The organism is Arthrobacter sorbitolis, assembly GCF_054510995.1.
In genome coordinates, this window is the sequence record NZ_JBTNDM010000001.1 from 351,076 (window position 1) to 376,317 (window position 25,242).

At 64.5% G+C, this 25,242-nt stretch carries 29 protein-coding genes and 2 pseudogenes; 15 read left to right on the forward strand and 16 right to left on the reverse strand.

Features of this window, described 5'->3' with window-relative positions; genetic code table 11:
• The first annotated feature begins 174 nt into the window (after positions 1-174).
• Together ACX80K_RS01710 and ACX80K_RS01715 are read left to right on the forward strand one after the other, a co-directional pair.
• Entirely contained in the window at positions 175-489 is a 315-nt protein-coding gene (locus ACX80K_RS01710) for a hypothetical protein (RefSeq protein ID WP_459270139.1), read from the forward strand.
• Positions 490-577: 88 nt separating this feature from the next.
• A complete protein-coding gene (locus ACX80K_RS01715) occupies positions 578-778 on the forward strand; it encodes a hypothetical protein (RefSeq protein WP_459270140.1) in 201 nt (66 codons plus the stop codon).
• 141 nt (positions 779-919) lie between these two features.
• Here the strand turns inward: ACX80K_RS01715 and ACX80K_RS01720 are convergent, their stop codons facing one another.
• Positions 920-1,603: a histidine phosphatase family protein gene (locus tag ACX80K_RS01720; protein WP_459270141.1), complete on the reverse strand. Its 684-nt coding sequence runs from the start codon at positions 1,601-1,603 to the stop codon at positions 920-922.
• Positions 1,604-1,805: 202 nt separating this feature from the next.
• Between ACX80K_RS01720 and ACX80K_RS01725 the strand changes: the two genes are divergently transcribed.
• The 4 genes from ACX80K_RS01725 to ACX80K_RS01740 are packed head-to-tail and all read left to right on the forward strand — an operon-like array spanning position 1,806 to position 6,023.
• A complete protein-coding gene (locus ACX80K_RS01725) occupies positions 1,806-2,777 on the forward strand; it encodes a glucosyl-3-phosphoglycerate synthase (RefSeq protein WP_459270142.1) in 972 nt (323 codons plus the stop codon).
• A 14-nt stretch (positions 2,778-2,791) separates the two neighbouring features.
• A complete protein-coding gene (locus ACX80K_RS01730) occupies positions 2,792-3,907 on the forward strand; it encodes a glycosyltransferase (protein WP_459270143.1) in 1,116 nt (371 codons plus the stop codon).
• Entirely contained in the window at positions 3,904-4,923 is a 1,020-nt protein-coding gene (locus ACX80K_RS01735) for a Gfo/Idh/MocA family protein (RefSeq protein ID WP_459270144.1), read from the forward strand. The genes ACX80K_RS01730 and ACX80K_RS01735 overlap by 4 nt, the downstream gene beginning before the upstream one ends.
• Entirely contained in the window at positions 4,920-6,023 is a 1,104-nt protein-coding gene (locus ACX80K_RS01740; protein ID WP_459270146.1) for a zinc-binding dehydrogenase, read from the forward strand. Before ACX80K_RS01735 ends, ACX80K_RS01740 begins: the two co-directional genes overlap by 4 nt.
• Before the next feature lie 341 nt (positions 6,024-6,364).
• Here ACX80K_RS01740 and ACX80K_RS01745 read toward each other — a convergent pair whose 3' ends face one another.
• The 3 genes from ACX80K_RS01745 to ACX80K_RS01755 all read right to left on the reverse strand — a co-directional run bounded on the left by ACX80K_RS01745 (position 6,365) and on the right by ACX80K_RS01755 (position 8,756).
• Positions 6,365-6,625, reverse strand: coding sequence for a hypothetical protein (locus ACX80K_RS01745; RefSeq protein WP_459270147.1), 261 nt, complete (start codon positions 6,623-6,625; stop codon positions 6,365-6,367).
• 632 nt (positions 6,626-7,257) lie between these two features.
• Positions 7,258-8,160, reverse strand: coding sequence for a DUF4394 domain-containing protein (locus ACX80K_RS01750; RefSeq protein WP_459270149.1), 903 nt, complete (start codon positions 8,158-8,160; stop codon positions 7,258-7,260).
• Between the two features lie 203 nt (positions 8,161-8,363).
• Positions 8,364-8,756: a DUF805 domain-containing protein gene (locus ACX80K_RS01755; RefSeq protein WP_459270663.1), complete on the reverse strand. Its 393-nt coding sequence runs from the start codon at positions 8,754-8,756 to the stop codon at positions 8,364-8,366.
• Between the two features lie 326 nt (positions 8,757-9,082).
• Between ACX80K_RS01755 and ACX80K_RS01760 the strand changes: the two genes are divergently transcribed.
• Both ACX80K_RS01760 and ACX80K_RS01765 read left to right on the forward strand, forming a co-directional pair.
• A complete protein-coding gene (locus ACX80K_RS01760; RefSeq protein ID WP_459270150.1) occupies positions 9,083-9,280 on the forward strand; it encodes a hypothetical protein in 198 nt (65 codons plus the stop codon).
• A 9-nt stretch (positions 9,281-9,289) separates the two neighbouring features.
• The gene (locus ACX80K_RS01765) at positions 9,290-9,463 is read left to right on the forward strand and encodes a hypothetical protein (protein WP_459270151.1); all 174 of its coding nucleotides are present in this window, start codon (positions 9,290-9,292) and stop codon (positions 9,461-9,463) included.
• A gap of 317 nt (positions 9,464-9,780) precedes the next feature.
• Here ACX80K_RS01765 and ACX80K_RS01770 read toward each other — a convergent pair whose 3' ends face one another.
• Positions 9,781-10,674 (reverse strand): LysR family transcriptional regulator, encoded by an 894-nt coding sequence (locus ACX80K_RS01770; RefSeq protein ID WP_459270152.1) that lies wholly within the window; start codon positions 10,672-10,674, stop codon positions 9,781-9,783.
• A 165-nt stretch (positions 10,675-10,839) separates the two neighbouring features.
• On the opposite strand from ACX80K_RS01770, the gene ACX80K_RS01775 reads away from it, so the two are divergent.
• Together ACX80K_RS01775 and ACX80K_RS01780 are read left to right on the forward strand one after the other, a co-directional pair.
• Positions 10,840-11,739, forward strand: coding sequence for a DMT family transporter (locus ACX80K_RS01775; protein ID WP_459270153.1), 900 nt, complete (start codon positions 10,840-10,842; stop codon positions 11,737-11,739).
• A 543-nt stretch (positions 11,740-12,282) separates the two neighbouring features.
• Complete coding sequence (locus ACX80K_RS01780) at positions 12,283-12,678, forward strand: hypothetical protein (RefSeq protein WP_459270154.1); 396 nt, start codon at positions 12,283-12,285, stop codon at positions 12,676-12,678.
• Between the two features lie 615 nt (positions 12,679-13,293).
• On the opposite strand, the pseudogene ACX80K_RS01785 reads toward ACX80K_RS01780, so the two are convergent.
• From ACX80K_RS01785 to ACX80K_RS01795, 3 genes and pseudogenes are all read right to left on the reverse strand, one after another.
• A pseudogene (locus ACX80K_RS01785) lies at positions 13,294-13,506 on the reverse strand (IS30 family transposase); the annotation flags it as partial.
• Between the two features lie 198 nt (positions 13,507-13,704).
• Complete coding sequence (locus tag ACX80K_RS01790) at positions 13,705-14,367, reverse strand: GAP family protein (RefSeq protein ID WP_459270155.1); 663 nt, start codon at positions 14,365-14,367, stop codon at positions 13,705-13,707.
• Entirely contained in the window at positions 14,367-14,975 is a 609-nt protein-coding gene (locus tag ACX80K_RS01795; protein WP_459270157.1) for a TetR/AcrR family transcriptional regulator, read from the reverse strand. The genes ACX80K_RS01790 and ACX80K_RS01795 overlap by 1 nt, the downstream gene beginning before the upstream one ends.
• 195 nt (positions 14,976-15,170) lie before the next feature.
• On the opposite strand from ACX80K_RS01795, the gene ACX80K_RS01800 reads away from it, so the two are divergent.
• Both ACX80K_RS01800 and ACX80K_RS01805 read left to right on the forward strand, forming a co-directional pair.
• Entirely contained in the window at positions 15,171-15,602 is a 432-nt protein-coding gene (locus tag ACX80K_RS01800) for a hypothetical protein (protein WP_459270159.1), read from the forward strand.
• Between the two features lie 387 nt (positions 15,603-15,989).
• On the forward strand, positions 15,990-16,874 hold the full coding sequence (locus tag ACX80K_RS01805) for an SDR family NAD(P)-dependent oxidoreductase (RefSeq protein ID WP_459270160.1): 885 nt from the start codon (positions 15,990-15,992) through the stop codon (positions 16,872-16,874).
• Positions 16,875-17,611: 737 nt separating this feature from the next.
• Here the strand turns inward: ACX80K_RS01805 and ACX80K_RS01810 are convergent.
• From ACX80K_RS01810 to ACX80K_RS01845, 8 genes are all read right to left on the reverse strand, one after another.
• Positions 17,612-18,037: a hypothetical protein gene (locus ACX80K_RS01810; RefSeq protein ID WP_459270161.1), complete on the reverse strand. Its 426-nt coding sequence runs from the start codon at positions 18,035-18,037 to the stop codon at positions 17,612-17,614.
• A gap of 195 nt (positions 18,038-18,232) precedes the next feature.
• A complete protein-coding gene (locus ACX80K_RS01815; RefSeq protein WP_459270162.1) occupies positions 18,233-18,616 on the reverse strand; it encodes a class I SAM-dependent methyltransferase in 384 nt (127 codons plus the stop codon).
• 136 nt (positions 18,617-18,752) lie between these two features.
• Positions 18,753-19,346, reverse strand: a complete 594-nt coding sequence (locus tag ACX80K_RS01820; protein ID WP_459270163.1) for a GNAT family N-acetyltransferase — start codon at positions 19,344-19,346, stop codon at positions 18,753-18,755.
• Between the two features lie 66 nt (positions 19,347-19,412).
• Entirely contained in the window at positions 19,413-19,943 is a 531-nt protein-coding gene (locus ACX80K_RS01825) for a GNAT family N-acetyltransferase (protein WP_459270164.1), read from the reverse strand.
• Positions 19,944-20,052: 109 nt separating this feature from the next.
• The gene (locus tag ACX80K_RS01830) at positions 20,053-20,382 is read right to left on the reverse strand and encodes a hypothetical protein (RefSeq protein ID WP_459270165.1); all 330 of its coding nucleotides are present in this window, start codon (positions 20,380-20,382) and stop codon (positions 20,053-20,055) included.
• A gap of 253 nt (positions 20,383-20,635) precedes the next feature.
• A complete protein-coding gene (locus tag ACX80K_RS01835) occupies positions 20,636-20,935 on the reverse strand; it encodes a hypothetical protein (protein WP_459270166.1) in 300 nt (99 codons plus the stop codon).
• 322 nt (positions 20,936-21,257) lie between these two features.
• Positions 21,258-21,758: a tetratricopeptide repeat protein gene (locus ACX80K_RS01840; RefSeq protein WP_459270167.1), complete on the reverse strand. Its 501-nt coding sequence runs from the start codon at positions 21,756-21,758 to the stop codon at positions 21,258-21,260.
• 58 nt (positions 21,759-21,816) lie between these two features.
• The gene (locus tag ACX80K_RS01845; RefSeq protein ID WP_459270168.1) at positions 21,817-22,413 is read right to left on the reverse strand and encodes a class I SAM-dependent methyltransferase; all 597 of its coding nucleotides are present in this window, start codon (positions 22,411-22,413) and stop codon (positions 21,817-21,819) included.
• Between the two features lie 196 nt (positions 22,414-22,609).
• Between ACX80K_RS01845 and ACX80K_RS01850 the strand changes: the two are divergent.
• The 3 genes and pseudogenes from ACX80K_RS01850 to ACX80K_RS01860 form a co-directional block, all read left to right on the forward strand.
• Positions 22,610-23,176: pseudogene (locus ACX80K_RS01850) on the forward strand (recombinase family protein); the annotation flags it as partial.
• Positions 23,177-23,433: 257 nt separating this feature from the next.
• Positions 23,434-23,847, forward strand: a complete 414-nt coding sequence (locus ACX80K_RS01855; RefSeq protein WP_459270664.1) for a LexA family protein — start codon at positions 23,434-23,436, stop codon at positions 23,845-23,847.
• Complete coding sequence (locus tag ACX80K_RS01860) at positions 23,840-25,144, forward strand: Y-family DNA polymerase (RefSeq protein WP_459270169.1); 1,305 nt, start codon at positions 23,840-23,842, stop codon at positions 25,142-25,144. Before ACX80K_RS01855 ends, ACX80K_RS01860 begins: the two co-directional genes overlap by 8 nt.
• Positions 25,145-25,242: the final 98 nt, after the last annotated feature.

Below are 25,242 nucleotides of genomic sequence, written 5' to 3' on the forward strand. Positions count from 1 at the left end.
ACGACCCACGTTGGTGAGACGCCAACACCAGCAGAGCGATTTCGAGCAGGGCCTTCAACTGACAGGTAGATTCCGAGTCCGCGGCGGCATTGATGCCGCTGTTTCCGGCGCTCATACTGTGATGCACAGCAGGTGCAGCCCCGGCACCAACCGCTCATCGACCCTGGGAGTGAGATGTCTGGTGCACCATTGGCGAAGTCCGCGATGAAGTTCGGCGTGAGATTCGGTATCGCGGCGGTGGTGCTGCTCGTTCTGGGCCCGATCATCACCGCGAACTTCGGGATCGGGGACAGCCTGATTTCCGCCCCGCTGTCCGCGGTCTGGGAAGCAGCACCAGCAGCCGTGATGGTAACGCTGACCTATCTGGCACTGCTGGTTCCCTGCGTGTTGCTCTCGGCGACACTCGTCACGACCTCGCTGGTCATTCGTCATGCTGAAGCAGGCGAAGCGACGCGAGTGAACAGCGATTCGACCTCCGCGGCTCACTGAGCCGACAACTTTGCACACATGTCGGTACCTGCCCCGCTGCAGGACCCGCTTCCGAGCTATACCCCCACCGCGGTACTACGGTGATCGTATGCCGAAGAACACGCGGCTGGCGGCTATTGCTCTTCTTCTCATCAATGCTGTCGGAGGTCTGGGCTTCTTTTTTTCCTCCCTTCCCGAGCGATCCGAGGGGGCCGCAATGACCACCGGAATCATCTGCGGCTTCGTGGCGGCACTCCTGATCCTCGGTTACAGGAGGACTTACGGATCAACAGCGCAAGTACCTGAGTGACGCCGTCGAGCAGGAGACGTCCGCCGAAGGCTCCCTCTGTCCGGCCCGCCTCGAACATCGGTGCCGATTTTCATCCGGTGTGCGTGGACGGCACTGAGCTCTGCCCGCCGCGGGTGAATGGCCCACGACCAGAAGCTGGTCCTAGGTGTCGTGTTCGATCGGCATGTCGTCGGCCAGTGTCAACGACGCATCGGGCAGGGCCTGGGCGTTGAAGTCGATGACCTGCCAGCCGCGGTCGGGGTGTTCTTCCAGGACGGCCCAGGCGCAGTTGGCCATGCCGGCGAACATCTCGCGCATATGGGCAGGGGCGTCGAAGAAGGCCATCAACCCGCTGCGCAGGGCTGCCCCGTGACCCACCAGCACGCCGGTGCCGCCGTCGCGCAGGGCCAGGGCCGCCTCCACCATCACAGCTTTCATCCGCTGGTTCACTGCGGAGGGCAGTTCGGCACCGGGGACCCGGTAGTTCTCCTCGGTGAAGAACCTCCGATGGACGTCGGGGTGTTGCTGCCGGAACTCGCCGAAGGTGGTGCCCTGCCGGATGCCCACGTGGTATTCGCGCAGCCGCTCGTCCAATACCGGTTCCAGCCCGGTCAGTCGGGCCAGTTCGGCGGCGGTGTGCCGGGCACGTTGCAGATCGCTGGACCAGATGAATCGGGGCTTGAAGGTGGCCAGCAGCCTTGCGGCCTGCTGTGCCTGGCGGCGCCCGGTTGCATCGAGGGGGATGTCTGCGTGACCCTGTGCTTTCTCCAGCACGTTCCACTCAGTCTGGCCGTGCCTCCATAACACCAGGCGTGGACGTGTCCCGCCGGCGCGCATCTGGTGCATCAGTTCTCCCCGCTGCTGCTGGCTTCCCAGGAATCTCCGGCCTTGGTCCGGGTCAGTGTCGTCCCTGCCGAGGAAGTCTACGGTCCCGGACCGATCCGGCTTTGCGCTATTCCCAAGGGCTGGGTGGAACCGTAGGCTTCGACCTGATCCTATCGATAGCCGGGCCGGGGGCGACCGGCACGCTTGGCGAGAGGGAGCCAGCATGCGTGCAGAGGTTCAGGATTGGTATTCGACCCGTAGCTTCCGGGGGAGCGTGTTCGACCGGCAGGAACTGACAGCGCGCAAGCACGGCCAACGGGTCAGCGTGGTGCTTCCGGCGAAGAACGAGTCGGCAACGATCGGGGCGATCATCACCTCGTTGCGCACCGAGCTGATGGAGGAGCTGCCCCTGCTGGATGAGATCGTCGTGATCGATTCGAACTCCACGGACGACACCTCTGCGGTAGCGGCGGCCGCTGGCGCCACGATCGCGCACCAGGACCAGATCCTGCCGGACACAGGATGCATCCCCGGCAAGGGAGAAGCGCTGTGGAAGTCCCTGGCAATCGCTTCGGGGGACATCATCGTCTTCATCGACGCCGACCTGCAGGGGTTCGACGCGCAGTTCGCAGTCGGTCTGCTCGGCCCGTTGCTGACTGATCCGCAGGTCCACTTCGTCAAGAGCTACTACGACCGCCCGCTCGATGATGGGGTCAAGGTCATGCCTGCCGGGGGTGGGCGGGTGACCGAGCTCGTGGCGCGTCCTCTGCTGAACCTTTTCTGGCCCGAGTTGGCCGGGGTCGTGCAACCGCTGGCGGGAGAATACGCAGGCCGCCGCAGCCTGCTCGAATGCATCCCTTTCGTCTCCGGTTACGGAGTCGAGATCGGCATGCTGATCGATGTGCTGGAGACGGTGGGTCTGGACGGCATGGCACAGGTGGACCTCGGAGAACGCCGCCACCGCAACTCGACCGATGGCGAGCTCGCCAGGATGGCGATGCAGATCCAGCTCACCGTCCAATCGAGGCTGCACCGGCGCGGGCTTGCCCCGGCTGCCCCGGGAACCGTGGAGCTGACCCAGTTCCTTCGGAACGGCGACAGCTATATCGGCGACACCGCCGTCATCGGCGTGTCCGAACGACCGCCCATGCTGGACGTGGGACAGCACTGGTCCCTGACCGCCGAGCGGGCCTGAGGATGCGGATCCTCGTGAATGCCGGCCCGTGGCTGCCCGTCCCACCCGCGGGCTACGGAGGCATCGAGACGGTCATCGCCACCCTGATTCCCGAACTGCGCCGCGCCGGTGTCCATGTCACGCTGGCCGCCGTCGGCACCAGCACCATCGAAGCCGACAGCTACCTGCACCCGTTGGCCGAACCCGAGTTCGCCTCGATCGCCCGGCCCTACAACCAGGTGTCAGGTATCGCGCACGCGCACATGCAGGGGATCAGCCAGGCCATGCACGACGGCGGCGACTGGGATCTCATCCACGATCACCTCGAGGTCGTGGGCCCTGCGGTCTTCGCCGCCATGGGCACTGCGGCCCCGCCGGTGCTGCAGACCCTCCATTGGGACCTCGCCAAGCACGCCGCGTTCTACGAATCCTTCGACGGTCGTGGTCGTGTCCGGTTCGCCGCCGTCTCGCAGTCCCAGCTGGACCGCGCACCGGAGGCACTGCGCCGCCAGACGATCGGCGTCGTTCCACTGGCGGCCCCACCGGCACTGGAGGTCCAGGCGGACAAAGCGGACCATGCCCTCGTGCTGGCCCGTATCACCAGGGACAAGGGGCAGGATGCGGCCGTGCGGATCTGTCGGCAGGCGGGCTTGCCGCTGGTACTCGCCGGGCCGGTTGCCGGCATCGATGATCCCGCTGAGCTGGACCGCCGTCTCGCGTCCGGCGACGCCCAGCTGACATCCCACCCCGATGTCATCTACTTCCAGGACGAGGTTCGTCCGCTGCTCGACGGACACAGGTACCGGTGGATCGGGGGCGTCGGTGGTGAAGCGAAGGAACGCCTTCTGCGTTCCGCCCGGGTACTCCTGGCACCGAACCGATGGGCCGAACCCGGCGCGACAGGGGTGGTGGAGGCCCTCTCACGGGGCGTCCCCGTCGTCGGCACGCCGTTGGGGGTGTTGCCCTCATTGGTGCAGCACGGCCGCACCGGGTTCCTTGCCGCCGGTGAAAGGGATTTGGCAGGGTTCCTGCAGGAACTGGACAGTATCCGTGCCGAGGACTGCATCGAGGCGGCGTCCGTCTGGACGCCGGAGGCGATGGCCGCCAGCTACCTGCGTTTGTACGACCAGATCCTCGAGGAGATTGCATGACCATGAAAGTGGCCCTTGTCGGTGCCGGTTCCGTAGGGCAGCGCCACGTGCGCACCCTGCGGCAGCTCGGCGTCCGGATCACCAGTGTGACCGATGCGAATTCGGTGGCAGCGGACAAGCTGGCCCGCGAACTGGACGCTCGGGCCTTCACGGACCCCGAAGCAGCGTTGGACCTCACGGATGCTGATGCCGCCTATATCTGTATTCCTCCCTTCGCGCACGGTTCGGGTGAGCGCGCGGCGCTTTCCCGTGGCCTGCCTCTGTTCGTGGAGAAACCGGTCGGCCTGGACCTGGAGACCGCGGAAGAGATCGGAGCGCTCGTCGAGGCCGCGGGTGTCGTCACCGGCACCGGCTACCACTGGCGCTGCACGGACACCATGGAGCACGCACGCGACCTGCTAGCGGAGGCACCTGCCCTGCTGGCCAACGGCTACTGGCTCGACAAGCGCCCGCCGGTCCCGTGGTGGGGCCGGGTGGACCGCTCCGGGGGGCAGGTGGTGGAACAGCTGACCCACGTTCTGGATGCCGCCCGTTTCCTCCTCGGCGACGTGGTCGAGGTCTACGCGGCGGGTGTCCGGGGTGCCCCGGACACCGACACGCCGGCAGCAGGCAAGGCCGATCAGGAGTCCGACGACGTCGACGACGCCACGGCGGCCACGCTGCGCTTCGCCTCCGGAGCGGTGGCCACCATGGCTGCGACGTCCGTGCTGGCTACCAAGCACCGAGCCGCTCTCCACACCGTGAGCCGCGGCCTGCACCTGGAGGTATCCGAGGCAGGCCTCGCCAGCTTCGACGGCACGTCCCGCATGGACCTGGAAAGCAGGGAAGATCCACGGGTCACGGTGGACCGGGAATTCATCGAAGCCGTCCGCGGAGACCGGGAGGCCACACGCACTCCTTATGCCGAGGCCCTGCGCAGTCACCGGCTCGGCTGCGCCATCGCCGAATCGGCACGCACCGGACTTCCGGTGAAGCTGTCCGGGGAGAGGTCCGCCGTCCGCGGAGCAGGGATGTGAAGCGCCGCCGCAATCTCATCGTCCCCGCAGCCGGAGCTCTGGAGATCGTCGAGGAGCAGTTGCCCGAGGTTCCCGACGGTGGGCTGCTGCTCGAAACCCTCGTCACCGGCCTGTCCGCGGGCACGGAACTTGCTTTCGTGAAGGGGGACCATCCGGGGCTGCGGTCGCGCCTGGATCCCGACATGGGCCTGTTCCTGCCACACTCCGCCGGCTCTGCGTACCCGATCCGCCGGCTCGGCTACATGGAAGTCGCCCGGGTCGCGGAATCGCGGACTGCCGCATTCTCAGAGGGAGATGTCCTCGCCTGCGCGTACGGGCACGCCACAGCGCACGTGGCGGATCCGCTCAACGAGCATCTGGTGCTGCTGGACGCGGACCTCGATCCGTTGCTGGGCGTCTTCGTGGCACATCTCGGGCCGATCTGCGCCAACGGTCTACTGCATGCGGCAGCGGAGGCAACAGGAGGAATGGTCCGCGGTCTTGGCGACGGAGTGGACGGGCGTCAGGTGCTGATCACCGGAGCCGGTCCGATCGGGCTGCTCACCGCACTGTTCGCACGGGCCCTCGGCGCACGCGAGGTCGTGGTCGCAGACTCCGACCCGCGCCGCCGGCGAACAGCGGAAGAACTGGGCTTCCTTGCCCTGGATCTGGAGGATGATCCCGGCAGGCTACTGAAGACACGGTGGCGCCACGGCCCAGCAGACCGGGGGGCGGACGTCGTCTTCCAGTGCCGTGGGCGCCCCGAAGCGCTGCATGCCGCTCTCCGTGCCGTCCGCCCGCAAGGAAGCATCATCGATCTGGCCTTCTACACCGGCGGAGCCGACGCCGTGCGCCTCGGCGAGGAATTTCATCACAACGGACTGAGCCTGCGCTGCGCACAGATCGGCCGGGTTCCCCGAGGCCTGGCAGGGTACTGGGACCGTGCCCGGCTCTCCGCGGAAACCATCACACTGCTCCGCTCAGACGGTGATGCGATCCGCAAACACCTCATCACCGACGTCGTGCCCTACGACGACGCACCTCGGCTGCTCCACGAAGTCTCCCAGCGCCAGAGGCACGTGATGACCGCCGTCTTCGCTGTAGACCCGGCGTACCAGTAGGTATGCGTCGGCAATCCGAGCTACTTCCCAGGAGGATGGGGGAGTGGGTCGGCACCTGCAAGGGAGCCCCGGACCGGTTGTGAGTGGGGCGCCCCGGCACCCCCGGGCTGGGAGGATCCTCGCGGTCCGGTGGGGTCGTCGATGCACCTGGTTGCGGAAGGGCCGGCTCGGCCCCGACCAGTCGGAGGATCGGGGACAGGTGCTGTCCGGTAGTCACCTTCGTGGGGCGGTGGCGACCCGGGGGTCCCTCTGGGACGGGGTGCAATGCCCGTGCGGGCACCCCACCCCGGCACAGCGGCGCAGACAAACGGTTCGCTGCTGCGCTGTCCCTGTCGTGAGGGCTAGCCGATGAACCTCATGACGGTGAAGATCAGGCCGATGATGCCGAAGATGGTGCAGATGTAGCCGAGCACCTTTCCTGCCGTCGCGCGTTCTCCCAGCCGTTCCGCCTTATTGGCCTGCATGATGGCGAGCGGGCCGAGGACGATGCCCAGCAGGAACAGTCCGATGATTCCGAGGACCAGGGACGTCGTCTTGGCTTTGCTTGCCTCCGGTGAGACGCCGCCGGCGGTCTGCTGTGTCGGGTAAGGCTGATTTGTCACAATGTTCCCCTTGGTGTGCGAGCTGAAAGTACTGGTGATGAAGGACCATGGACCGAGTGTGTGGACCCGCACCAGGAGAGCTTCCCCCGGCCGTGACTCTATCCGACGGCCTGTCCTGCGCAGGGGAAGTCAGGAATTCGATGCTTCGGGAGAGTCAGGAACGATCGGTCTTATTCGGATATCCGTGGGGAACGGTTTCGGATGGATCTTGTTCCGGCGGTGAGAAAGGCGCCGGTCGTGTGGAGACGAACCCGTCTGGCGGCCACAAGTAAGCCTGACCCGGCGCGATGCTGTATCCGCCGTGTCACCAGAAAGAACTCGCTGACAAGTCGCGGCCTTCATTCGCTGGCTCGGTGGACCGAACGATCACCGTGAATCGAGGTCGCGACTACTGCCGCGAGTACGCACACACTGCCCCCGATGAGCATCACAAGGGGCTCCGGTAGTGCGCTGTTGCTCCTTCGCGTGGGAAGAATGAACCGGTCCACTCGCGAAGAAGTGCCGGATACAAGAACCGTGCTGACGGCCGGAGGCCGCCGAGCAGTTCGATGTCCGAGCGGCTCGAGCCGGCCGGCGCGCTTGGTGGCACGTCGGCCGGCTGTTGCTCCGATCCGGCTTGGCGAAGGTGCGGCTCAGCGTTGGTTCAGGGGGATGGCGATGTCCGTGACGGGGGCGCCGATGGTTCCGAGTGCGGTGGCCTTGCCGTTGAACAGGGTGATCTCGTACAGCGATCCGTTGACGGTCGCGAAGCCGGTCACCTCGACCGTGCTTCCGTTGCGGATGGTGGAGTAGATGTCGAATCCGGTGTCGCCGCTCGCGTCGACGGTGAGCTTGCCGGTGGCTGCCAGTGAGCCCGCGTTGGCTGGTGACTGGATTGCGATCTGGTCGAGGGCGGTGTCCAGGTCGTAGAGGGTGGTCGCCGTATTCGGATCGAGGTCGTTGTTGGTGTAGGCCGCCCCGTTGATGCCGGTGGCGATCGCCGGAGGTGCATAGCTCAGCGGCCCATCGGCGACCGTGGCTGCCCCCGCGGAGGCGAACGGCTGGCGAAGGTTCTGGCCGGTGTCGCTGACGACTCGGAGCGCGTTGGCGGCAGGGTTGAAATCGACGCCGAACGTCGTGCCGCTCAGTGCCACGGTGAGCCGGATGACCTGAGTTGCCACCCCGGTGTCCGGGTTAATCCGGTACACGCCGGCGCTGGACGCAGTGTTCCCGACGCCGTAGAGGTTTCCATCCTGAACTCGGTAGTCGATACCGATGAGCCGGGTGTCGCCGCCGGTCAGGCCGCTGACCCCGATGCTGCTGCGCACTTTGCCGGGCTTGGTGGTGTCGAACTGCACGAGTTTGGTGCCGTTGTCGGCCAGACCGACGACGCGCAGTCTGTCGGCTCGCGACCGGTCCTCGCCGTTGGACTTGCCGGTGGATCCGCCGTCGGCCACGGCGGGCACTGCGGTCACCACGCTGGTCACGGCAGGTGCTACGGCCATGACACTGGTCACGGCGATCGCCGCGAGTCCCAGCTTGAAGGTCCTGTTCATCGTGTTCTCCTCGGAAGTGACGGTCGCCGGGGGTCGGTCGACTCAGAGGTGTATACGTGGAGGGCCGGGGTCGCGTTCAAAATTGCCGGCGATTGCTGACCGGGACTTGTCGCGGCGATGGTACCGATCCTCTTGGCAGCTTCCGCGCCACTGCTGGAGTTCGTTGATCTATCCCTTGGAGGGGTTGGTGAGACTCGGCCAGATCATGTCTCGGCCCGCGACCGCCGATGATGGCCGCGGATCCTCGGCGTGGCTCGATAGGAGCGATCGCTCGCTCGGGGACAAGGAGACGAGCTCGGTCGATGAGATCTTCCGGGACAGGAGAAGCCAGGCCCTCCTTGGAAAGCGGCGGCTTTCTTGTTCGTGGGTGTGGGCAGGTCGTCGGAGTCATCGTCCTGCCGGGCGTAGGGATTCGACGGTAGGACCGCACGGATGTGGACGATGATCCAGCCGACGACCGGAACGAAGGTCAGTAGGTAGAGCCGGCTACTTTTGTTGCTGTCATGCGGACGGCGCACTGACCAGCGACCGGATCCGGGTTGTTCCCCGTCTCCTTGCTGAAGATGCCCACGTCCTACGAGTTCCAGTCGGTGCATCGCGATCAGGAAGAATTCTTCGGGCACGCGGGACAGCAGCGCTTTCGCGTGCTCATAGCTCGCGCCCTCGGCGCTCCCTGATCCAGCTCAGTACCTCGAATGACTCCCTCAAATACCGTCGGGCCAGCCGATCAGCGGCCTCGCCCACAGATTCTTCGGCGCCGACTTCAACCGGATGATCATCGACATCACCGAGCGTGCTCGAGGGCCCACCAGCAGCCGGTGATCGCCGCCGGGATGACCATTCTCATCGCGCCGGCACCTCGCCCAAGTGTCACCGGCAACGAATAGCCTGTGGACGGACTCATCAGCAAGAGAAGCCAGCCATGATCACTCATCCCAGCGAATACCACGACGCGGACTCGAAGACGCTCGTCCTGCAGTGCCGGCGGACCCTCGAGATCATCGAGCGGGGCCGGCTGATGCCACCCCTGCCGATTCAGGTGGCCCTGCGAGAGCGCTGTTCCACCCCGGTCCTCACGCTGCCCTCACTGCCGCCGGTCATCGACGTCGAGGCGGCCTAGGAGCTGGCGGTGAGCTGTGCGGCCGGAGCCTCAGGGGATGGCCGGGCCCCCCAGATCGGCGGGCGAGGGCAGCGGCGCATCGAACGACCCAAGCTCGAGGACTACATCAGCGCCGCCTACGTCACGGCCCGCACCGACATCACACGCGGCGACGTCGACCCACCACCGGAGGAAGCGGAGTAAAGACTCCACAGGGTCCGGGCCGGCTTCCGTCAGCAGACTCTGTAGGGTCGGCCGGCGTGACAGCGTTCAGCCACACCCCGCCCTCGCGTTGGATCTTGACGAGTGGTTCGAGGAACCGGATCTTCACCGCTGTGCACGTGTACGCGATCGCGTGGGCCAGGACCCGGATGGCTTCGGGGGGTAGCGGACCCACGCGTACACCCGGCGTGGTGCGGGGGAGTTCATGGGCCGACAGTTCTCGAGGTCGAGTCCAGCCTGGGGTGGGCATGATCAATCCCTCGCGCAGGACGTACTCCTCTCGTTCGCTCGTCCATCCCCTAGCGGTTGGTGGTCACGTGGTGTTGGAGTGTGGTGACGACTTTCTGAACGGCAACGCGGTGGAGGGCTTCGGGTCGGCACAGGATGTCGACGTGCCGAGCCAGTGGCAGGTCGTGGAGCGGCTTGAGCACGATCCCACTGCCAGAGGGTGCGGTGTGGTGGGGGATCAGCGCGATGGCAGAACCGGCGGCGACAATCGCAGCCGCGATGAAGAACTCGTTGATCCGGTGTGTGACGTTCAGGGGTTTACCGGCGTGCACGGCGATGGCGTCCAGGGCTGATTCGAGCGGGAAGCCTTCCTGAACGGACACCCATTCCTCGTCGCGCAGGTCAGTGACACCGACGTGCGAGGCGTGAGCCAGCCGGTGGTGGTCCGACATGGCAATGTCCAAGGGTTCGCGCACCAGCGGAAGGGCAGTGATCGTGTCCGGCCAGGGGTTACTGTGCTCGAGGCGGTGCGCGATGACCAGATCGTAGTCGGCTGTCAGGGCAGGAAAAGCGTCCTGTCCCATGTCCCGGTCGTGGAGGACCAGCCGTGGGTTTCCTTCCCCGGCGAGGGCGTGTAGGAGGGGTCCGAACCACGTCAGACCGGCACTGGTGAACGCCGACACGCTCACTACGGCTGTCGGGTCCTGCACGTACCGGCTGACGGCCTGTTCCGCCGAACTCATCGCGACGCTGATGTCCACCGCAGCTGAAGCCAAGGCCTGACCGGCGCCGGTCAACACGAGGTTCCGGCCCCGCCGTTCGGTCAGGGGAACCTCGACCGCGCGCTGCAACGCCGTGATCTGCTGGGACACAGCGGACGCCGACACGTGCTGGGATCGCGCTACCGCAGCGAGGCTACCTCGTTCACCCAGCTCGCGAAGCAGGCGTAGCTGGTGAAGATCCATAAGCAAACCCTAAACCACCAGTTCACCAAGCGCCCTCTCGTCTTACCAGTGGATCACCAGCAGACTCGAGGAGTGCCTTCCCTTTCCTCATCGCCGTCCCGGACGCCGACTCCCTCTTCCGTCCGATACCGCACAGTCCTTCGCGAGTTCGCTGCTGCGCGCAAGGTGGATCTGCTCCTGCTTCTGGTCGCCCTCGTCTGGGGCAGTAGCTACCTGGCGGCGAAGACCCTGACCGATACCGAAGGCGTGACGGTCATCCTTTCCATGCGGTTCCTGATCACTACGGTGACTTTGGTGGTGATCTGGTTGATCTGGAACCGTCGTCGGACCACACGCCGCGAAACACTGGTCGGGGTTGTCCTGGGTTTCACCCAGGCTGCCGTGCTCATTCTGGAAACCCATGGAATCGCCGGTACCAGTGCCACGAACGCGGGTCTGATCATCAGTCTCGTCATCGTGTTCACCCCCGTCACCGAGAGCATCGCCTTCCGGATCCCGCTGCCACGGATGGTGTTCATCGCCGGGATTGTCGCGGTCGCCGGCGTGTGCCTGCTCGTCTCCGGGGACGGATTCGAGGCACCGACCTTCGGGGACATGCTCGTCCTCACCGCCGCACTGGTGCGCGCCGTCCACGTCACCGCAGTCTCAGCCCTCACCCGAGGCCGCGGATTCAACGCACTCACGCTGACCCTGATCCAGAGCGCGGTCTGCGCGATCATCTACACCCTCGCCGACTTCCAAGGAGTGCTTTACGCCGTGCAGCACTTCAACACCGGTGAATGGATCGGCGTGCTCTACCTCGGACTCGCGTGCAGCGTGTTCGCTTTCCTCGTACAGACCTGGGCCATCCAGCAAACCTCAGCATCCAGGGCAAGCCTCCTCATGGGCACCGAACCCATCTGGGCGGTCCTCATCGGACTGAGCATCGGCCAGGAAACACTCCAGCTCCTCGGCATCATCGGAGCCGGCCTCATCATCACCGGCACCTACCTCGGGCTACGAGCCGAAACCCGCCACCGAACACCACCCACCCCAGTAACCACAACCCCGACCCCGTCCCGCTAAGGGATCCCTCCTTCAGGGTCTGCGCAGGGGATTCCCCGAGCACCATGCTCCGAGTCTCCGACCGGTGGTCGGCAACCCCGTGTCGACACGTGCCGGTTCGGTCACGATGCGGCGCGGTGATCGGCATGGAGGCACCGCGGATCACGGTTTGCACACAGCGCCTCCGCGCTCTATCCGGCGGGCCCGGTCGACGGGTATTGTCCGCTTTTGGGGGATGGCGCAGCACAGGGTTCTTGTCGGTCGATTCCTCGCCGTCCACATCACTTCGTTCTCAGGATCATCCCCGTGCCCAAACTGCCATCCTTCCTCGCCCTGGTCGCGATCACCGCCCTCCTCGCAGGCTGCGCCAGCGCCCCTGACGACGAGCCTGCTGCCGCTCCTACGGCTACCGCCACGATTGATTCGGCATCTCCCAGCACCCTGAAGCCGTCCGCCACCCCTGTAGCGACACCCTCTGCTGCCCCGGCAAGCACCCCTGCAGTGGAGTCGGCCGCCTCGGAGACTCCCGCGGCGGTGCCCGCTGCGCCAGGTGAAACCCCCGCAGTGCCTGTAGTTCCCACGACTCCGACGGCGGCCCCCACCATCGAAGCCGACCCGAAACCCGTGGCGCCCGCAGGCGTGATCGTCACGCCGGAACCCGAGTACGGCATGGTGCGAGCGACCGTCATCCAGGGGGCCTCGTTCACGATCAACGGCAGCGGCTATCAGCCAGGGCAGCAAGTCATCATCAACTTCGGGATCGCCCAGTCGGACGGCATGGTGATGGACGAGCAGTCGGCGATCGCCGACGCCGCCGGCAATTACAGCTTCACGATCACGGTCGGGACGGATCTTGCTCCCGCGACGTACGCCGTGCTGACGTACTCGGGTGCTGCACCGGGTGGTCCCGAACGCGAGGCGTCCAAGCGCTTCGCCATCATCGAGGTCGCCGCACCCTAGGCGGCGGGCGTTAAAGCCAAGGTCGTTGGCACAATGGAGCCCCGGCCGCACAGAACTCCCATGAGAGCGGCCGAATCCCGGCTGCCCATGGACGGGAGCAGCGATGAGCGACGCGTACGAGAGGCACGTCGACGGACGGATGCACTTGGCGGATTATGTCCTCGAGAAGGTGATCGAGCGCAGCATCTCGCCCGCGGAGCCGGCGAAGGCCCTTGCGCGCCTGAACCAGACCTATCTGCAGGCACCCGTAGGACCTACCAGGACCGGGACTTCGCCGCGATCGTCGAGACCCGCTCCAACGACGTGCTGACGGTGCTCTACCGGGCGCAGGGGCTGTGGGCCAGAGATCAGGGACCGGCGTCAGGTGACTGTGTCAACGATAAGTTGGCCCGGTGTGACAGATCTACCTGGCCCTACTCGATGACGCACCCAGGCACTACCACCGGCTCAACGACCACGCGATAATTGCGCTCCGTGCGGTGGGGGATCCTGCCGCGTCCGGCCTGCCAGGCATTGGCGGCCGGTTTGTGATGGGCCGGTATTTCCCCCTTCTAGTAGTCCGCAGTTGTGGGCGGGTTCGCCGCGGCGGGTGACTTATCGCAGGCGTTCATAGTTGATGCCGCGAGAGATTTCCTCGCGTTCCTGATGAGTCAGATGCCGGTGGTTCCGTCGGGGAACGCTGGGCTTGATGCCTCCGTGACCTCGAAGGACGTACTGGATCACGTGCGCCGGTTGCCCTACCCGGTCACCGACCTGACGGAACGATTCACCGTTCCGCCACCCCTTTCAAATGGCCTGCTGCTGCTCCGTCGTGAACTCCACACGCACCTCCACCACTCACCCTGCCAAGGAGTGGTGCACTGACCGGTTGAGACCGCCATCCTTTGACCGGACCGACGGCAGGGTCGGGCGGCGGGCTCGGATGCGTCAGCTGTGAGTCGCAGCGGCAGATGGTTCGGGTTTCGCAACGCCCTATGGCTGGCGACGCGCGCGCGTGGTTCTCCTGTCGGCTTGGGTGTCCAGCGTTTAGGGCCAGGCGGCGATGGTGAGCACGCCGAGGCCGAGGAGGGCGAGGGTCAGGGCCGCGGGGATGGAGCGTTTGATAGTGCCGGTGGCGAAGCGGTCGTAGACCTTTTGCAGGCGTAGTCGGACTCGGTCGCCGTGAGCGATGCCGAGGCCGAGCAAGATCAGGCAGGGAATGCAGTAGATGAGCGCGTACCCAGCCAGGGTGAGGAGTCCGGTACCGGTGGCGATGTCCGCGTCGATCATGCGTTCGATCGCGATGAAGTAGGGGAAGGCATTGGGCAGGTCCGCCCCCGTGATAAGGACACCAAGGGGTAGGGCAGTTCCCACGCCGAACCAGGAGGGCAGGCCGATGCCTTTCCTCTCACGGTCCTTCAGGCGACGGACAGCGGCGATGAGCAGGGTGATCGCGGCGATCAGGAAGACGATGCGCCGCAGCCACACCAGCCCACCGCTGACCGTTTCTGCTGCGGCCCCTGCGCCCAGAAAGATGATGGCACCCAAGACGAACACGGTACTGAACGCTCCCAGGACGAAGGACAGGGCCGAGGCGACCGGGCGTCGAGGCACGGTAAGGAGGATCAGCGTGATCGTCACGATCGTTGCGGGATTAAGGCTGTCGGCCAGCGCCAGCCCGAGGATCACCCAGAGCAGACCGGCGTTCATCACAGGTCCTGCTCCCGACCCTGTTCCGGGTTTCGCTTCGTGTCCAGCCAGGCGAGGATCAATTCCAGTGACGGAACGGCGTCTCCCGTCAGAGTATTCATGACCAGGCCATCGCCAAGAAGCCGGACGACCGACCCGGCGACGGAATCGCCCAACTCCTTAGCCAGCAGGTGTTCCCACCTGGCCGACGCCTCAGCCGATCGGCGCAGGAGTTCCGAGGTATCCGTTCCTCCCTCGTTGAAGGAAATCAGCAGAGCCCGGTAGAGATCCGATTCCTCGCGGGACATGGAGATCCGCAGCCATGTCCTGACGACGTCACCAGTGGCCGCTGCCGCATCGAGGGCCTCGTCCATCGAGGCAATGGATTGTTCCGCGAGACCGGACAGGAGAGCCGGCCTCGTTCTGAAGTGATGGGTGAACCCGCCCTTCGATACTCCGGCGGCGGCCGCGACGACGTCCATCGATGGCACCGATCCCGTCTCGATCGTGAGCCGGCGGGCGGTGTCCAGGATGCGCTCTCTGGCTGTCATGGACCAACCATAACAGACCGACCAGTCGGTCGCCTCGACCGTTTGGCACACTCCGCGCAGCGCACTCTCGGTGGTCATAAGACAGCCGTCCATGGACCGCTTCCGCCAGGTTCGCCGACGTGACTTTTCGTCAACATGCCGCGCTTTCTGAAGACTGGATGGCGGGGTTAGCCGATTCAGCACCGCCCCGTAGGGGATCCGCCTGCGGACGACTCGAGCAGTGCAGGTGCACCCATCATCCTGAGCTGTTGGCCTGCTGCCTTAGGGTGAAGCATGCAACTGACCCGGAACAGGCATCAGCCGCCCGCTCAGCAGTGGGCCATAGTCCTCCTGATCGCGGGTCTCTCTGCGGGGCTGTGGCTCGGCTGGTTCGCCTGGGATACGGAGTATCAGTACGACCCGGCCACCGGCCATCTGGGTGGGCCGTATGCGGTGTGGCAAGGAGTAGGCGCCTTCTTCTGCAGCATCATCGTGATCGGTCTCGCTCATTGGCTCCTACGCTTCATCGTCGCCTGGCTGGTAATCCCAGCCTCAGTCACTTTGGCGTGGATCAGCACAGCAGCGGCAACGGACGTCACTGGGCTGTGGTTGGTCGGCGCCATCCTCGTCGCGCTGGGTACCGCAATAGGCGCGGCACTGATGCTCGGCCTGGCTGCTGCCTTCTGGCCCCCTGATACGAAACGCCGAGAATCGACCGTCCACTAACGGATCCTCCACCGCACGGAGCTCGTTGATCGGGTGGTTGTTTAGCCAGTGGTAGTGGCTCAGCGAGTCATGAAGTGGGGCCAGATATATCCGTCCTACCGGGGCCACTTACCGTTGACACAATCACTAGCTGACGTACGGTCACTTCACAGCTGTACGACCAAGGCCACGCAGGTGAGCTTGGGAGAGGGATCCAGATCATCCCGATCTGCACCCCTCACCGGTTCTTCGGAACGATAACGAGCGGGCCCCGTTGCGTCACAGCCACGAGGCGCGTCTGGTCCGCGATCGGTCGGGATGCGAGGTGCTTGGTGCTGAAGCTCCAATCCTTCATGATGGTGCGAGGCCGATATGCGGCGGTCTGATGACAGAGCCGGAAGCAGGTAGATGACTCGCCCCCAGCAGCAGGTCGTGTTCGTAACCGGAGCCAGCCGCGGTGTCGGCCGTGGGATCGCGCAGGCTTTCGGCGAGGCGGGTGCGACGGTCTACGTCGGTGGACGGACGACCGTGGACGGCGCCGCCCCGTCCCGGCTCCCGGGCACGATCACCGAGACCGCGCGACTCGTGACAGAGGCCGGTGGAACAGGGATCGCCCTGTATCTCGACGTGCGGGACGACGCCCAGATCGAGGCGGCGATCGCACGGATCGACGCCGAGCAGGGCCGTCTGGACGTGTTGGTCAACAGCGCCTGGGGCGGATACGAGCGGTTCACCAACGGGAGCGCGTTCAACCCGGGCCCCTTCTGGGAACAACCGCTCGAGCTGTGGGACTCCATGCACCGGGTCGGGCTACGGGCACACTATGTCGCCTCGTCCTTCGCCGCTCCCCTGATGGTGGTACGCGGTCAGGGCTTGATCATCACCCTCTCCTCGTTCGCCGGGCAGGTCTTCGTCCCTCCGGTACCCTACGGCGTGGCACACGCGGCCATCGATCGACTGGCAGCGGACATGGCGGTCGACCTCAAGGATCGCGGAGTGGCGTCGGTGGCGCTGTATCCCGGGCTGGTCCTCACGGAGAGCGTCCTCGCCAACATCCAGTACTTTGAGCACGAGCAGAATCGGGAGACCCCTCGCTTCGTCGGTCGCGCCGCAGCCGCCCTTGCCGCGGACCCCGACATCATGCGACTCACCGGACTACCGCTGGTGGCCGCGGAAGTAGCCGCCGCCTATGGCGTGTACGACGAGAACGGTCATCGTCCGGTCTCGAACCGGGGGGCGATCACGGGGCCTCCCACGACCGGGCTCCCCGACCCCTTCACGCAGGTGCGCTAGAACTAAGGTCCCTTCAACAAAGCAGGTAGCTCTTGACTTCGACACGTTAGGTTTCAGGTAGCGGCTTCTGCTTCTGCCGACCTTGATCTGACGCTCCTCGTCGCACTCGGCGTGCACAGCCGCGTACTGGCTGTGCGCATGGATGGGCGTGTAGTGCAATCCTCGGACAATCAGGACCCGCTGAAGCACGACGACCTGGCCTAAAACAACGGAAAATACATTTCCCTGCCCGCAGCTAAGGAGTACCTCCTCAACCCCGAGCACTTTGAAGCAGAGATCGTCGCTCCCGCCCGGCGCGGCGATCCCACCAGGATCAGGTGCCGTGGAACAAACGAGCGTTTAAGGATTTCTCAGCAGGACGTTACTTGGGGACTAGTCGTTGGTTCTGCGTCCAGATGCCAACTGCCCCGAGATAGCGGTGAGGGCGCAGCTGAGGAGGAAACTAAGCGCGAGCACCAAGAGCCCACAAATCGCAGCTACGAAGTAGCTGTCGGGCTGAGCGACTGAGTCGACGACTGGCTCTTGGAAGTACCAGATAGTACGCGCCGCGGTGACTCCCAGGACTGCAATGAGCGCGGTGACAATCCAAGAAACTACGGCTAATTGCCAAACCTTCACAACGCCCCCTGTAGTCGTTCCACGTGAGCCAAGCGCGGTTACGTTGACCCTTTTTAGCTTCCTCGGCAGACGAACGGCAGTGGATCGGCTCGCGGACGTGCGCGTTGAGCGATGTCGGGCTATCCGGCAAGGTACCCACCCGCCTCAAGGATGGATTCGGCGAAGTTCCACTGGAGGACCACGCACGCACCGATGAGGGCGCCACATACGATGTACGCGCCGACACGCGATCCCTTGCGCATGTGATGCGCGTCCGGCTTCTTGCCGTCCCACCAGATACGGACGAGAAGCACCAGGGCGGGAAGCAAGGCGATCTGCATGGGGAGCCCCTTGCCGCTGCGCTCATACTTCCCGTCGTATGGCATCCGGGTGTCCCACGGGACGTTCAGGAAGACGAAGCCGGCGATCAGGACGCAGGCAACGAGAGCAGCCGCGCTGAGGATGCTGATATGACGGGAGACCTTCCTGCCCAGGCGGAGGTCATCCGCGGTGAAACCCTTCGGCGCGGACTCATCCGCGGCACCATCGTCAACGACTTCACTCACTGTTCCCCGCCATCCCCTCGTCCGGCGGGACACAGGTAGTTCCCTTCGATTGAAGATCCGAATCAGGGCTCATCGCCGCCGCCGTTTTGTCTCATCTGTCACAGGCTAAACAGTAGCCACAGTCCACCTTCCGCTTAGGCTCTTGAAACGCCTAGAAGTGCCGTCCTCTGCTTTGCCTGCCAGCGCCGACCTAACTCAGCCCTGACGCAGTGCCCGTCGCAGGTCAAGGAGAGTACGCTCCCACTGCCTGTCGGGGATGTGCTGGGCGACGTTGCCCGTCATCACCGCGTAGTCGAATCCGTCCCGAGGGATGCTGCTGCTATCACCCAGGATCCACTCAACATGCTCGGAGCCTGGCCTGTGCTGTGCGTAAGAGAGCATCGAAGGAGAGGGGTCCACGCCGACAATGTCTCGTCCTCTACCCGCAAAGGTCACCGTGAGGATGCCGGTCCCGCATCCCAAATCGAGGATCCTTCGAGCGGAGACTTCGGCGGCAAGGGCGCGATAGAAGTCATGATCAGGCCCGTCAGGATTGTCTCGATCGTAGAGCTCAATAAGGCGCTGGTCATACGCAGTCATAGATCAGAGGCTATAGCGAACCGCATCAGCTCACGGGCGCCGGCAGTCGCCTACTCGGACGCCCGCAAGGCAATCCCTCACTGCACGTTGCTGGTTGGTCGTCGCCCGCGCTTGTGCGCCAATCGATATCCGTGAGTCAGTCGCGCACGGTGGAGTACACCAGCATGTCGCGGCGTTGGCCGGAAATTTCTTGGTGGGATCTGAGCAAGCCTTCGCGGAGGTACCCGGCGCGCTCCGCTGTCCTGATGGAGGCGGTGTTCCAGGGCTCGATGTAGAGCTCGGTGCGCTGCAGTTCGGGCAGTGTCCAGGCGAAGGACGTCACAGCACGGAGCGCGTCCGCGGCAAGTTGCCGGCCCCTGAAGGATGGGGCGATTGCGTAGCCGATCTGGGCGCGGCCCGCGTGCAGCTCACGCACCCACAGACCGGTAAATCCTGCGCAGTGTCCTTCGGTGGTGTCTACAACTGCGAATGAGAAGCCTGCGCCCTCTGTGTGCCGGGTCTGCTGTCGCCGTATCCACTGCTGCGTCTGATCGGGTGTCGCGTTGAGGGGCAGCGTTCCCGTTGCGGGGACGTAAGGATCGCGGGACAGCTCCCTGGCCATTCCGGCGTCGTCAGGACGGAATGCCCGAAGCGTCACCTTCCCATGGGTGGGAGCGACAGCAGGCCACCGGTTGGCAATCTCGGGGAGGTCCATACCTGAGTCTTTCAGGTTGGTGTGACTACGGCTCATTGGAAGCGAGCCTCGACCGAGTTCGGGGCCCTCCTGACTTTCTATTCGTAGGAGACTCGAGTCGCGTCAGAGGGCAGCGAAGACGCGGCTGTGGCGAAGCTCGATGATTGGAGGATCGAATTCGGCGTCCTCCGAAATGCCTCCGTCGTCGAGCCAGCTGTGCTTGTTGTAGAAACTGATGGCTCGTTCATTGCCTTTCGCAACCCAGAGGAAGGCCCGGGAGTAGCCAAACGCGGCCAGCCTCTGTTCGGCGGCGTTGAAGAGCGTCGACCCGAGTCCTTGTGCCCACCAGTCGGGATGCAGGTTGAGAGCGTACAGCTGCCCTGTGCCGGGGGCGCAGTCGTTGGGCGCTGGACCAAAGATGGCGAAGCCGACGGGTATTCCATCCTGGGTGATGACCAGGTGCTCCGTCGCCTTGGCTGGTTTGGATAGGTTTCGTCGCCAGCCGGCGGCTGCACGCTCAGCGCTCATGCCGTCGAGCCGCTCGTCGGTCATGATGCCTCGATAGGTCGCCCGCCACGCTGCGATATGAATCTCGGCTAGACGTCCTGCGTCGTGGTCGACTGCCGGCCGAACGAAGATTTTCACGGAATTCATGTCATGAATCTATCGTCGTCCAGCCAATTCACCGGACCATGTGAACCGGCCCGGTAGCGGATGGTCGAACGCGCACCGAAGTACGCGGTGAAGCAAGTGGTGATTGGATTCAGTTTGTGGACGGTGAAGTCGGTGGCCGAAGGTTCATACGTAAAAACGCGACCTCCTTGCCCATCGCGTACCCGACTGCCGATGTTGGGACAGGCACGAAGGCGAGACCCTGCCAGGGATGGGGCAGCAGGAGAAGTACAGCCAATCCCGTGAGGATCAGAGCGTAGATCGGCCAGTGCGGGCCTTGAATGCCCGTGAAGAATCCGATGGCGCCGCCGACGAAGAGCGCCGCCCCGGTGATCAACAGTGCAGGCGGAAGCGCGTCGATCGGCACGGAGGTGAAGAGAAGAATGAGCAGCCCGGCGAGGAGAACCGAGGGAATCGTCATGCGAAGCCAGAAGTCTCGCGCGATTCGCCGTCGATCCACTGCCATCCCGTACAAAGGGTCCCCCAACTCGTCCTCTGCCTAGCTTACCGGGCGTGCAACTAGATATTTGGTGCCGCGTCTGGCGCCTCTTAGCAGCATGGGCACATCGCGCCCGTAAGCCGATGGCCAACGGGACAGACCGCGCTGCTCCTGTCACATGAGTCGTCCGAGGAAACGTTCGGACGCAATCCATACGATTGTAGGAACATCAACGCTATTGGGTAGATTCGCCGTTCATATACACCGCTTCAGCCTCGTAATTCATCTCTGGATCGTTGGCTGTCACCGTGAAGGAATCTTGTCCTGGCGACAGCGGGCCTGAGAACACGATGGCGCTTGCGCCATCACCGAGCTCACAGACCGCTTCCTCGCCGCCCTCCAGAACGAGAGTGCCGGTAGTAAGGCATTTGATGTCGACCCGGACGTGGGTAGCGTCCTCGGGTGGAGCGCTGAGATCGATGGTTCGTGTGCCGGTGTACGTACCTGAGACCGGGTCCGCGACGGCTGTGGCCACAACACCTGTGGAGCTGGGCTGTGGCTGGTTTTCCGTTTCCGAGTCATTCGCTGCAGTGCACCCTGCAAGTAGGAGCACTGTGAGCAGAGCTGCAGTTGCTGTAACGGGCGAACGTCGTGGCGTCATCTGCGCAATCTAGCAGAAGCGCTCACGCGTGCATCCGGTATCAATGGTCAAATGTAGAAATGATGCGGAAGCGTTTTCACAAGCAGGGGTCATCATGCTCACCGCATGCACGCTTACCTGCTACGAGGCCGAAGAGGAATTTTCTGTCGAATTGAACAAACTGTTCGGTAGAGGATCCCTTACCGGGAACCACGCACTACAAGTGCTGGCCTTGCAGGGTGCGGATGTAGGCCGCATTGCCGGTGATTGCTGGTTTGTACCGCTCGATGTCGGGAGTGCGAACATAGCTCACCACTAGATCAAGCAACGCCGCGACAGATTCATCTGTTTGTCCCGCCGCATGCAGGGTGATGGCCTCGAAGACGCCGAGTGCCGGGGAGTCGGGGAACGCAGCACAAGCTGCCCTAAAGACCTCCAGAGACCTTTCGTGCGCGCCCAGGTTCCTCAGCGTCGACCCGTACTGAACATAGCACCGGCGCAACAGATCACCGTCGAGGCCGGCAGCAAGGGCCTTTTCGTAGAACCCCTGAGCAATGTGTTCCTGTCCCACGGTGTCGTAGGCACCGCCGACTTCGTAGAGGACTCGCGCATTTTCGGGATGGGCTGCGTAGTAGGGCAACAACGCGTCGATGGTCGGCTGCATGTTGTCGCGGTCTCGACGCTCGAAGATCAGGTCGAGTTCATCATCCAGAGTCATAGCGCCACTTTCGCATATGGGACCTAGCCGAAGTCCATACACCGATGGATCACCACACCTACTTACGTCGAGCGGTGATCGCTCCGTGGGGCTGCTGGGTTGGAGTTGTTCTGGTATGAGTTTCGACTACCTCGAAGCCGGCGTAAACCAGCTTCTCGCTAAGAACACGCACTGGCCATCGATACGCCGGAGTCACTCCATGGGCGAACTTGTCGACCAGGGGCCATTCAAAAAAGCCAATGAGCAGCGCACCATCTGGTTTCAGAGCCCGGCCGAACTCTTGAAGGGGAATCCCAATCGTGCTGGGCTCATGATGAATGAGCGAGTACCACGAGAAGATTCCGTCTATCGTTCCGGTTTCGACATTGAGGGTGTTGAGACTGCCAACTTCGAATGGGACACCTGGATAAGTGGTGCGCGCGTGCTCGATGAACTCGGGGACTAAATCCACGCCGCAAGCAGCGAGCCGATGCTCGGTCAGGAAGTTCGTCCACTGGCCAGGACCACAGCCTGCATCGGTGACGCGACCATCGATGCCCGCAGCCCAAGTAGCTACGAGCTGACGATCGGATGGATGTACAGCATCCATCGACCCGAAGAGCCCGGCGTACTCCGCTGCACGGCGTGCGTACGCCTCGCTCACTTCGTTAGTCATGCGATCGAGTCTAAGCACCTCTAAATCTGCGCCCGCAAGCCGGTCGCCCTACGCCCGTGCGCGGGACTTTGTGCAGACGGCAGTGAGAACCGACAGATCTGCTGACCGCGTCACCTCGCGGGAGGGGCGTTCAGCCGGGACGGTGCATACGGGCGCACGGGTACCTGATCTGTAACACTGACTCCGTGAAGATCGATACGCGCGCGTCTCGACCGCTGGCCAGGACCTGACCGCCCAACGAGATGCGCTGATGGCCCTTGGAGTCGATGCGGAGGACATCCACGTCGACCACGGCTTCACCGGCACGAACCGAACCCGACCCGGCCTACGTGAAGCGTTGGCTGCCTGTCGGAAGGGCGACACGCTGGTCGTGACGAAACCCGACCGGCTGGCGCGCTCCGTGCTCGATGCGCGTGACATCGCAGACGAGTTCACGCGCAAAGGCGTCGCCCTGAGTCTGGGCGGCAGCATCTACGACCCGACCGACCCGATCGGCAAGCTCTTGTTCAACGTCCTGGGCATCGTGGCCGAGTTCGAGTCCGACTTGATCCGTGCCCGCACCCGGGAAGGCATGGCTGTCGCGAAAGCCAAGGGCCGGCTCCGCGGCAAGCAGCCCAAACTCTCGGACCACCAACGCAAGCACCTGCTCGGCCTCGTCGACACCAGCGAGTACACGCGAGGCGAGATCGCCGAACTCCTGGGCGTCTCCCGGACAACCGTGTACCGGGAGATCCAACGACGATCCCGACTCACGGGTCCGTGACCGCGTCCGAATCTGTCGAAGAACTACATCCTCCTGCACCACAGAACCGGCAACCGACGAACCAGGGCGCCTCCGCGGGGAAGTCAAGGCGGGCCCTGGCCCGGGACGTCGCACCACACGTCGTCCCGGGCAGTTCCCGATGGCACGGTTCCCCGTATGTCAGTACTGCGGTCTAGGCTTCGAGGCCTGGGCTAGTGCGAGCTGTGACGAAAGGGCATGGAGTGACGGACGGATCGAACGACTCTGGCGCGTCCGGCATGACGCTCGGGCGCCCTGCTCCTGCTGCCGCACGTACGGAGCTGATGCCGTCCGGGTTCGCCTCACCCGCGCAGGACTGGTTCGAGGACCGCATCGATCTCAACCGTCACCTGATCAAGGACATCACCAGCACCTACATCGTGCGGGTCTCAGGGGACGCCATGGCGGGCGCGGGCATCTCCGACGGCGACGAACTCATCGTCGATCGAGCCCTGCAGCCCCGTCACGGGTCCGTGGTCATCGCCGTCCTCGACGGCGAACTCGTCATCCGACGCCTGCATGTCGAAGGCACCGATGAGGGGACGGCTGTCAGCCTGGTCTCTGCCGGCCCCGCCTACGCACCCATCTCTGTTGCCGACCCGGACGACCTGGTCATCTGGGGCGTCGCCACCCGATGTCTCCACCATGTCTGAGCCCGGCTCCCGTATCCCGGGTAGCCCGGGCAGTCCCGGCGTCGCCCTGGTGGACGTGAACAACTTCTACGTCTCGTCGGAACGCGCCTTCGACCCCTCTCTCGAAGGGCGCCCCCTGGTGGTGCTCTCCAACAACGACGGATGCGTGATCACCCGCAGTGCGGAGGCCAAGGACCTCGGCGTCGCCATGGGCGCCCCGTGGTTCCAGATCGCCGACCAGGCCCGGTCCTGGGGTCTGCAGGTGCGCTCCAGCAACTACGAGCTGTACGGGGACATGAGCTCGCGCGTCATGGAGGTGCTCGGCCGGTACACCGGCAACCTCGAGATCTACAGCATCGATGAAGCCTTCCTCACCCTCGACGGCACCCTCGCCACGCAGCGACGGACCGGCCAGGACATCAAGGCCACGGTCCGGCGTAACACCGGGCTGCCCGTGTGCGTGGGGATCGCTCCCACCAAGACCCTCGCGAAACTCGCCAACCGCTGGGCGAAGGGCAACCCGGAGTTCGACGGCGTCTGCCACTGGAGCCTCGTACCCGAAGAGCACCGGCAGTCCCTGCTGCGAAGGCTCAAAGTGACCGATGTCTGGGGAGTCGGGGCCAGAACCGCTGCGCGGCTGAACGCCATCGGCATCGATTCCGCGCAGGACCTGGCCGCCGCTGATCCGGTCGTGATCCGCGAACGGTTCTCCGTGGTGCTCATGCGAACCGTCCTGGAACTCCAGGGCACACCCTGCATCACGTCCCGGGAATCAACCGGGAACGAGCAGGTCCTGTACTCCCGGTCCTTCGCCAGCCCGGTCACCACCGGAGAGGCGATGCATCAGGCACTGAGCGTCTACGCCCAGGGAGCAGCCTCCCGGCTGGCGCGCAAGACCCTGCAGGGACGCGTGCTCACCGCGTTCGCCGCGACCTCGCCGTTCACCACCGGCGCCAGGAGCTCGCCGAGCATCTGCATCCCGCTCCCCGTCCACACCGCAGACCCGCTCGAACTCACCCGGGCGGCCCACCGCCTGCTACCCCTCATCGAGGAAGGCGTGCCCTACATCCGTGCCGGTGTCATCGTCACCGATCTCCAGCCTGCCGGAGCGCAGAACGCGCTCCTGAACCTGGGTGAGGCACAGGGCAAGGACACCGGACCGCTCCTGCACGATATCGGCCGGAAATTCGGCCGGGCCGCCATCGGCCTCGGGCACGCCGGCCTGAGAGCAGGATCGGACTGGACGATGAAACGCGACATGCTCTCCCCGCACTACACCACGAAGTGGGACGAACTGCCCGTCGTGAAAGCGCGATAGGTGCCGGACCAGAAACCGGACGGGGACGGGCTGATCATCGTCGAACCACAGACGCATGGCACCTCCTCAGCGTTGCGTGTTCCGGGTCACCGACGTAG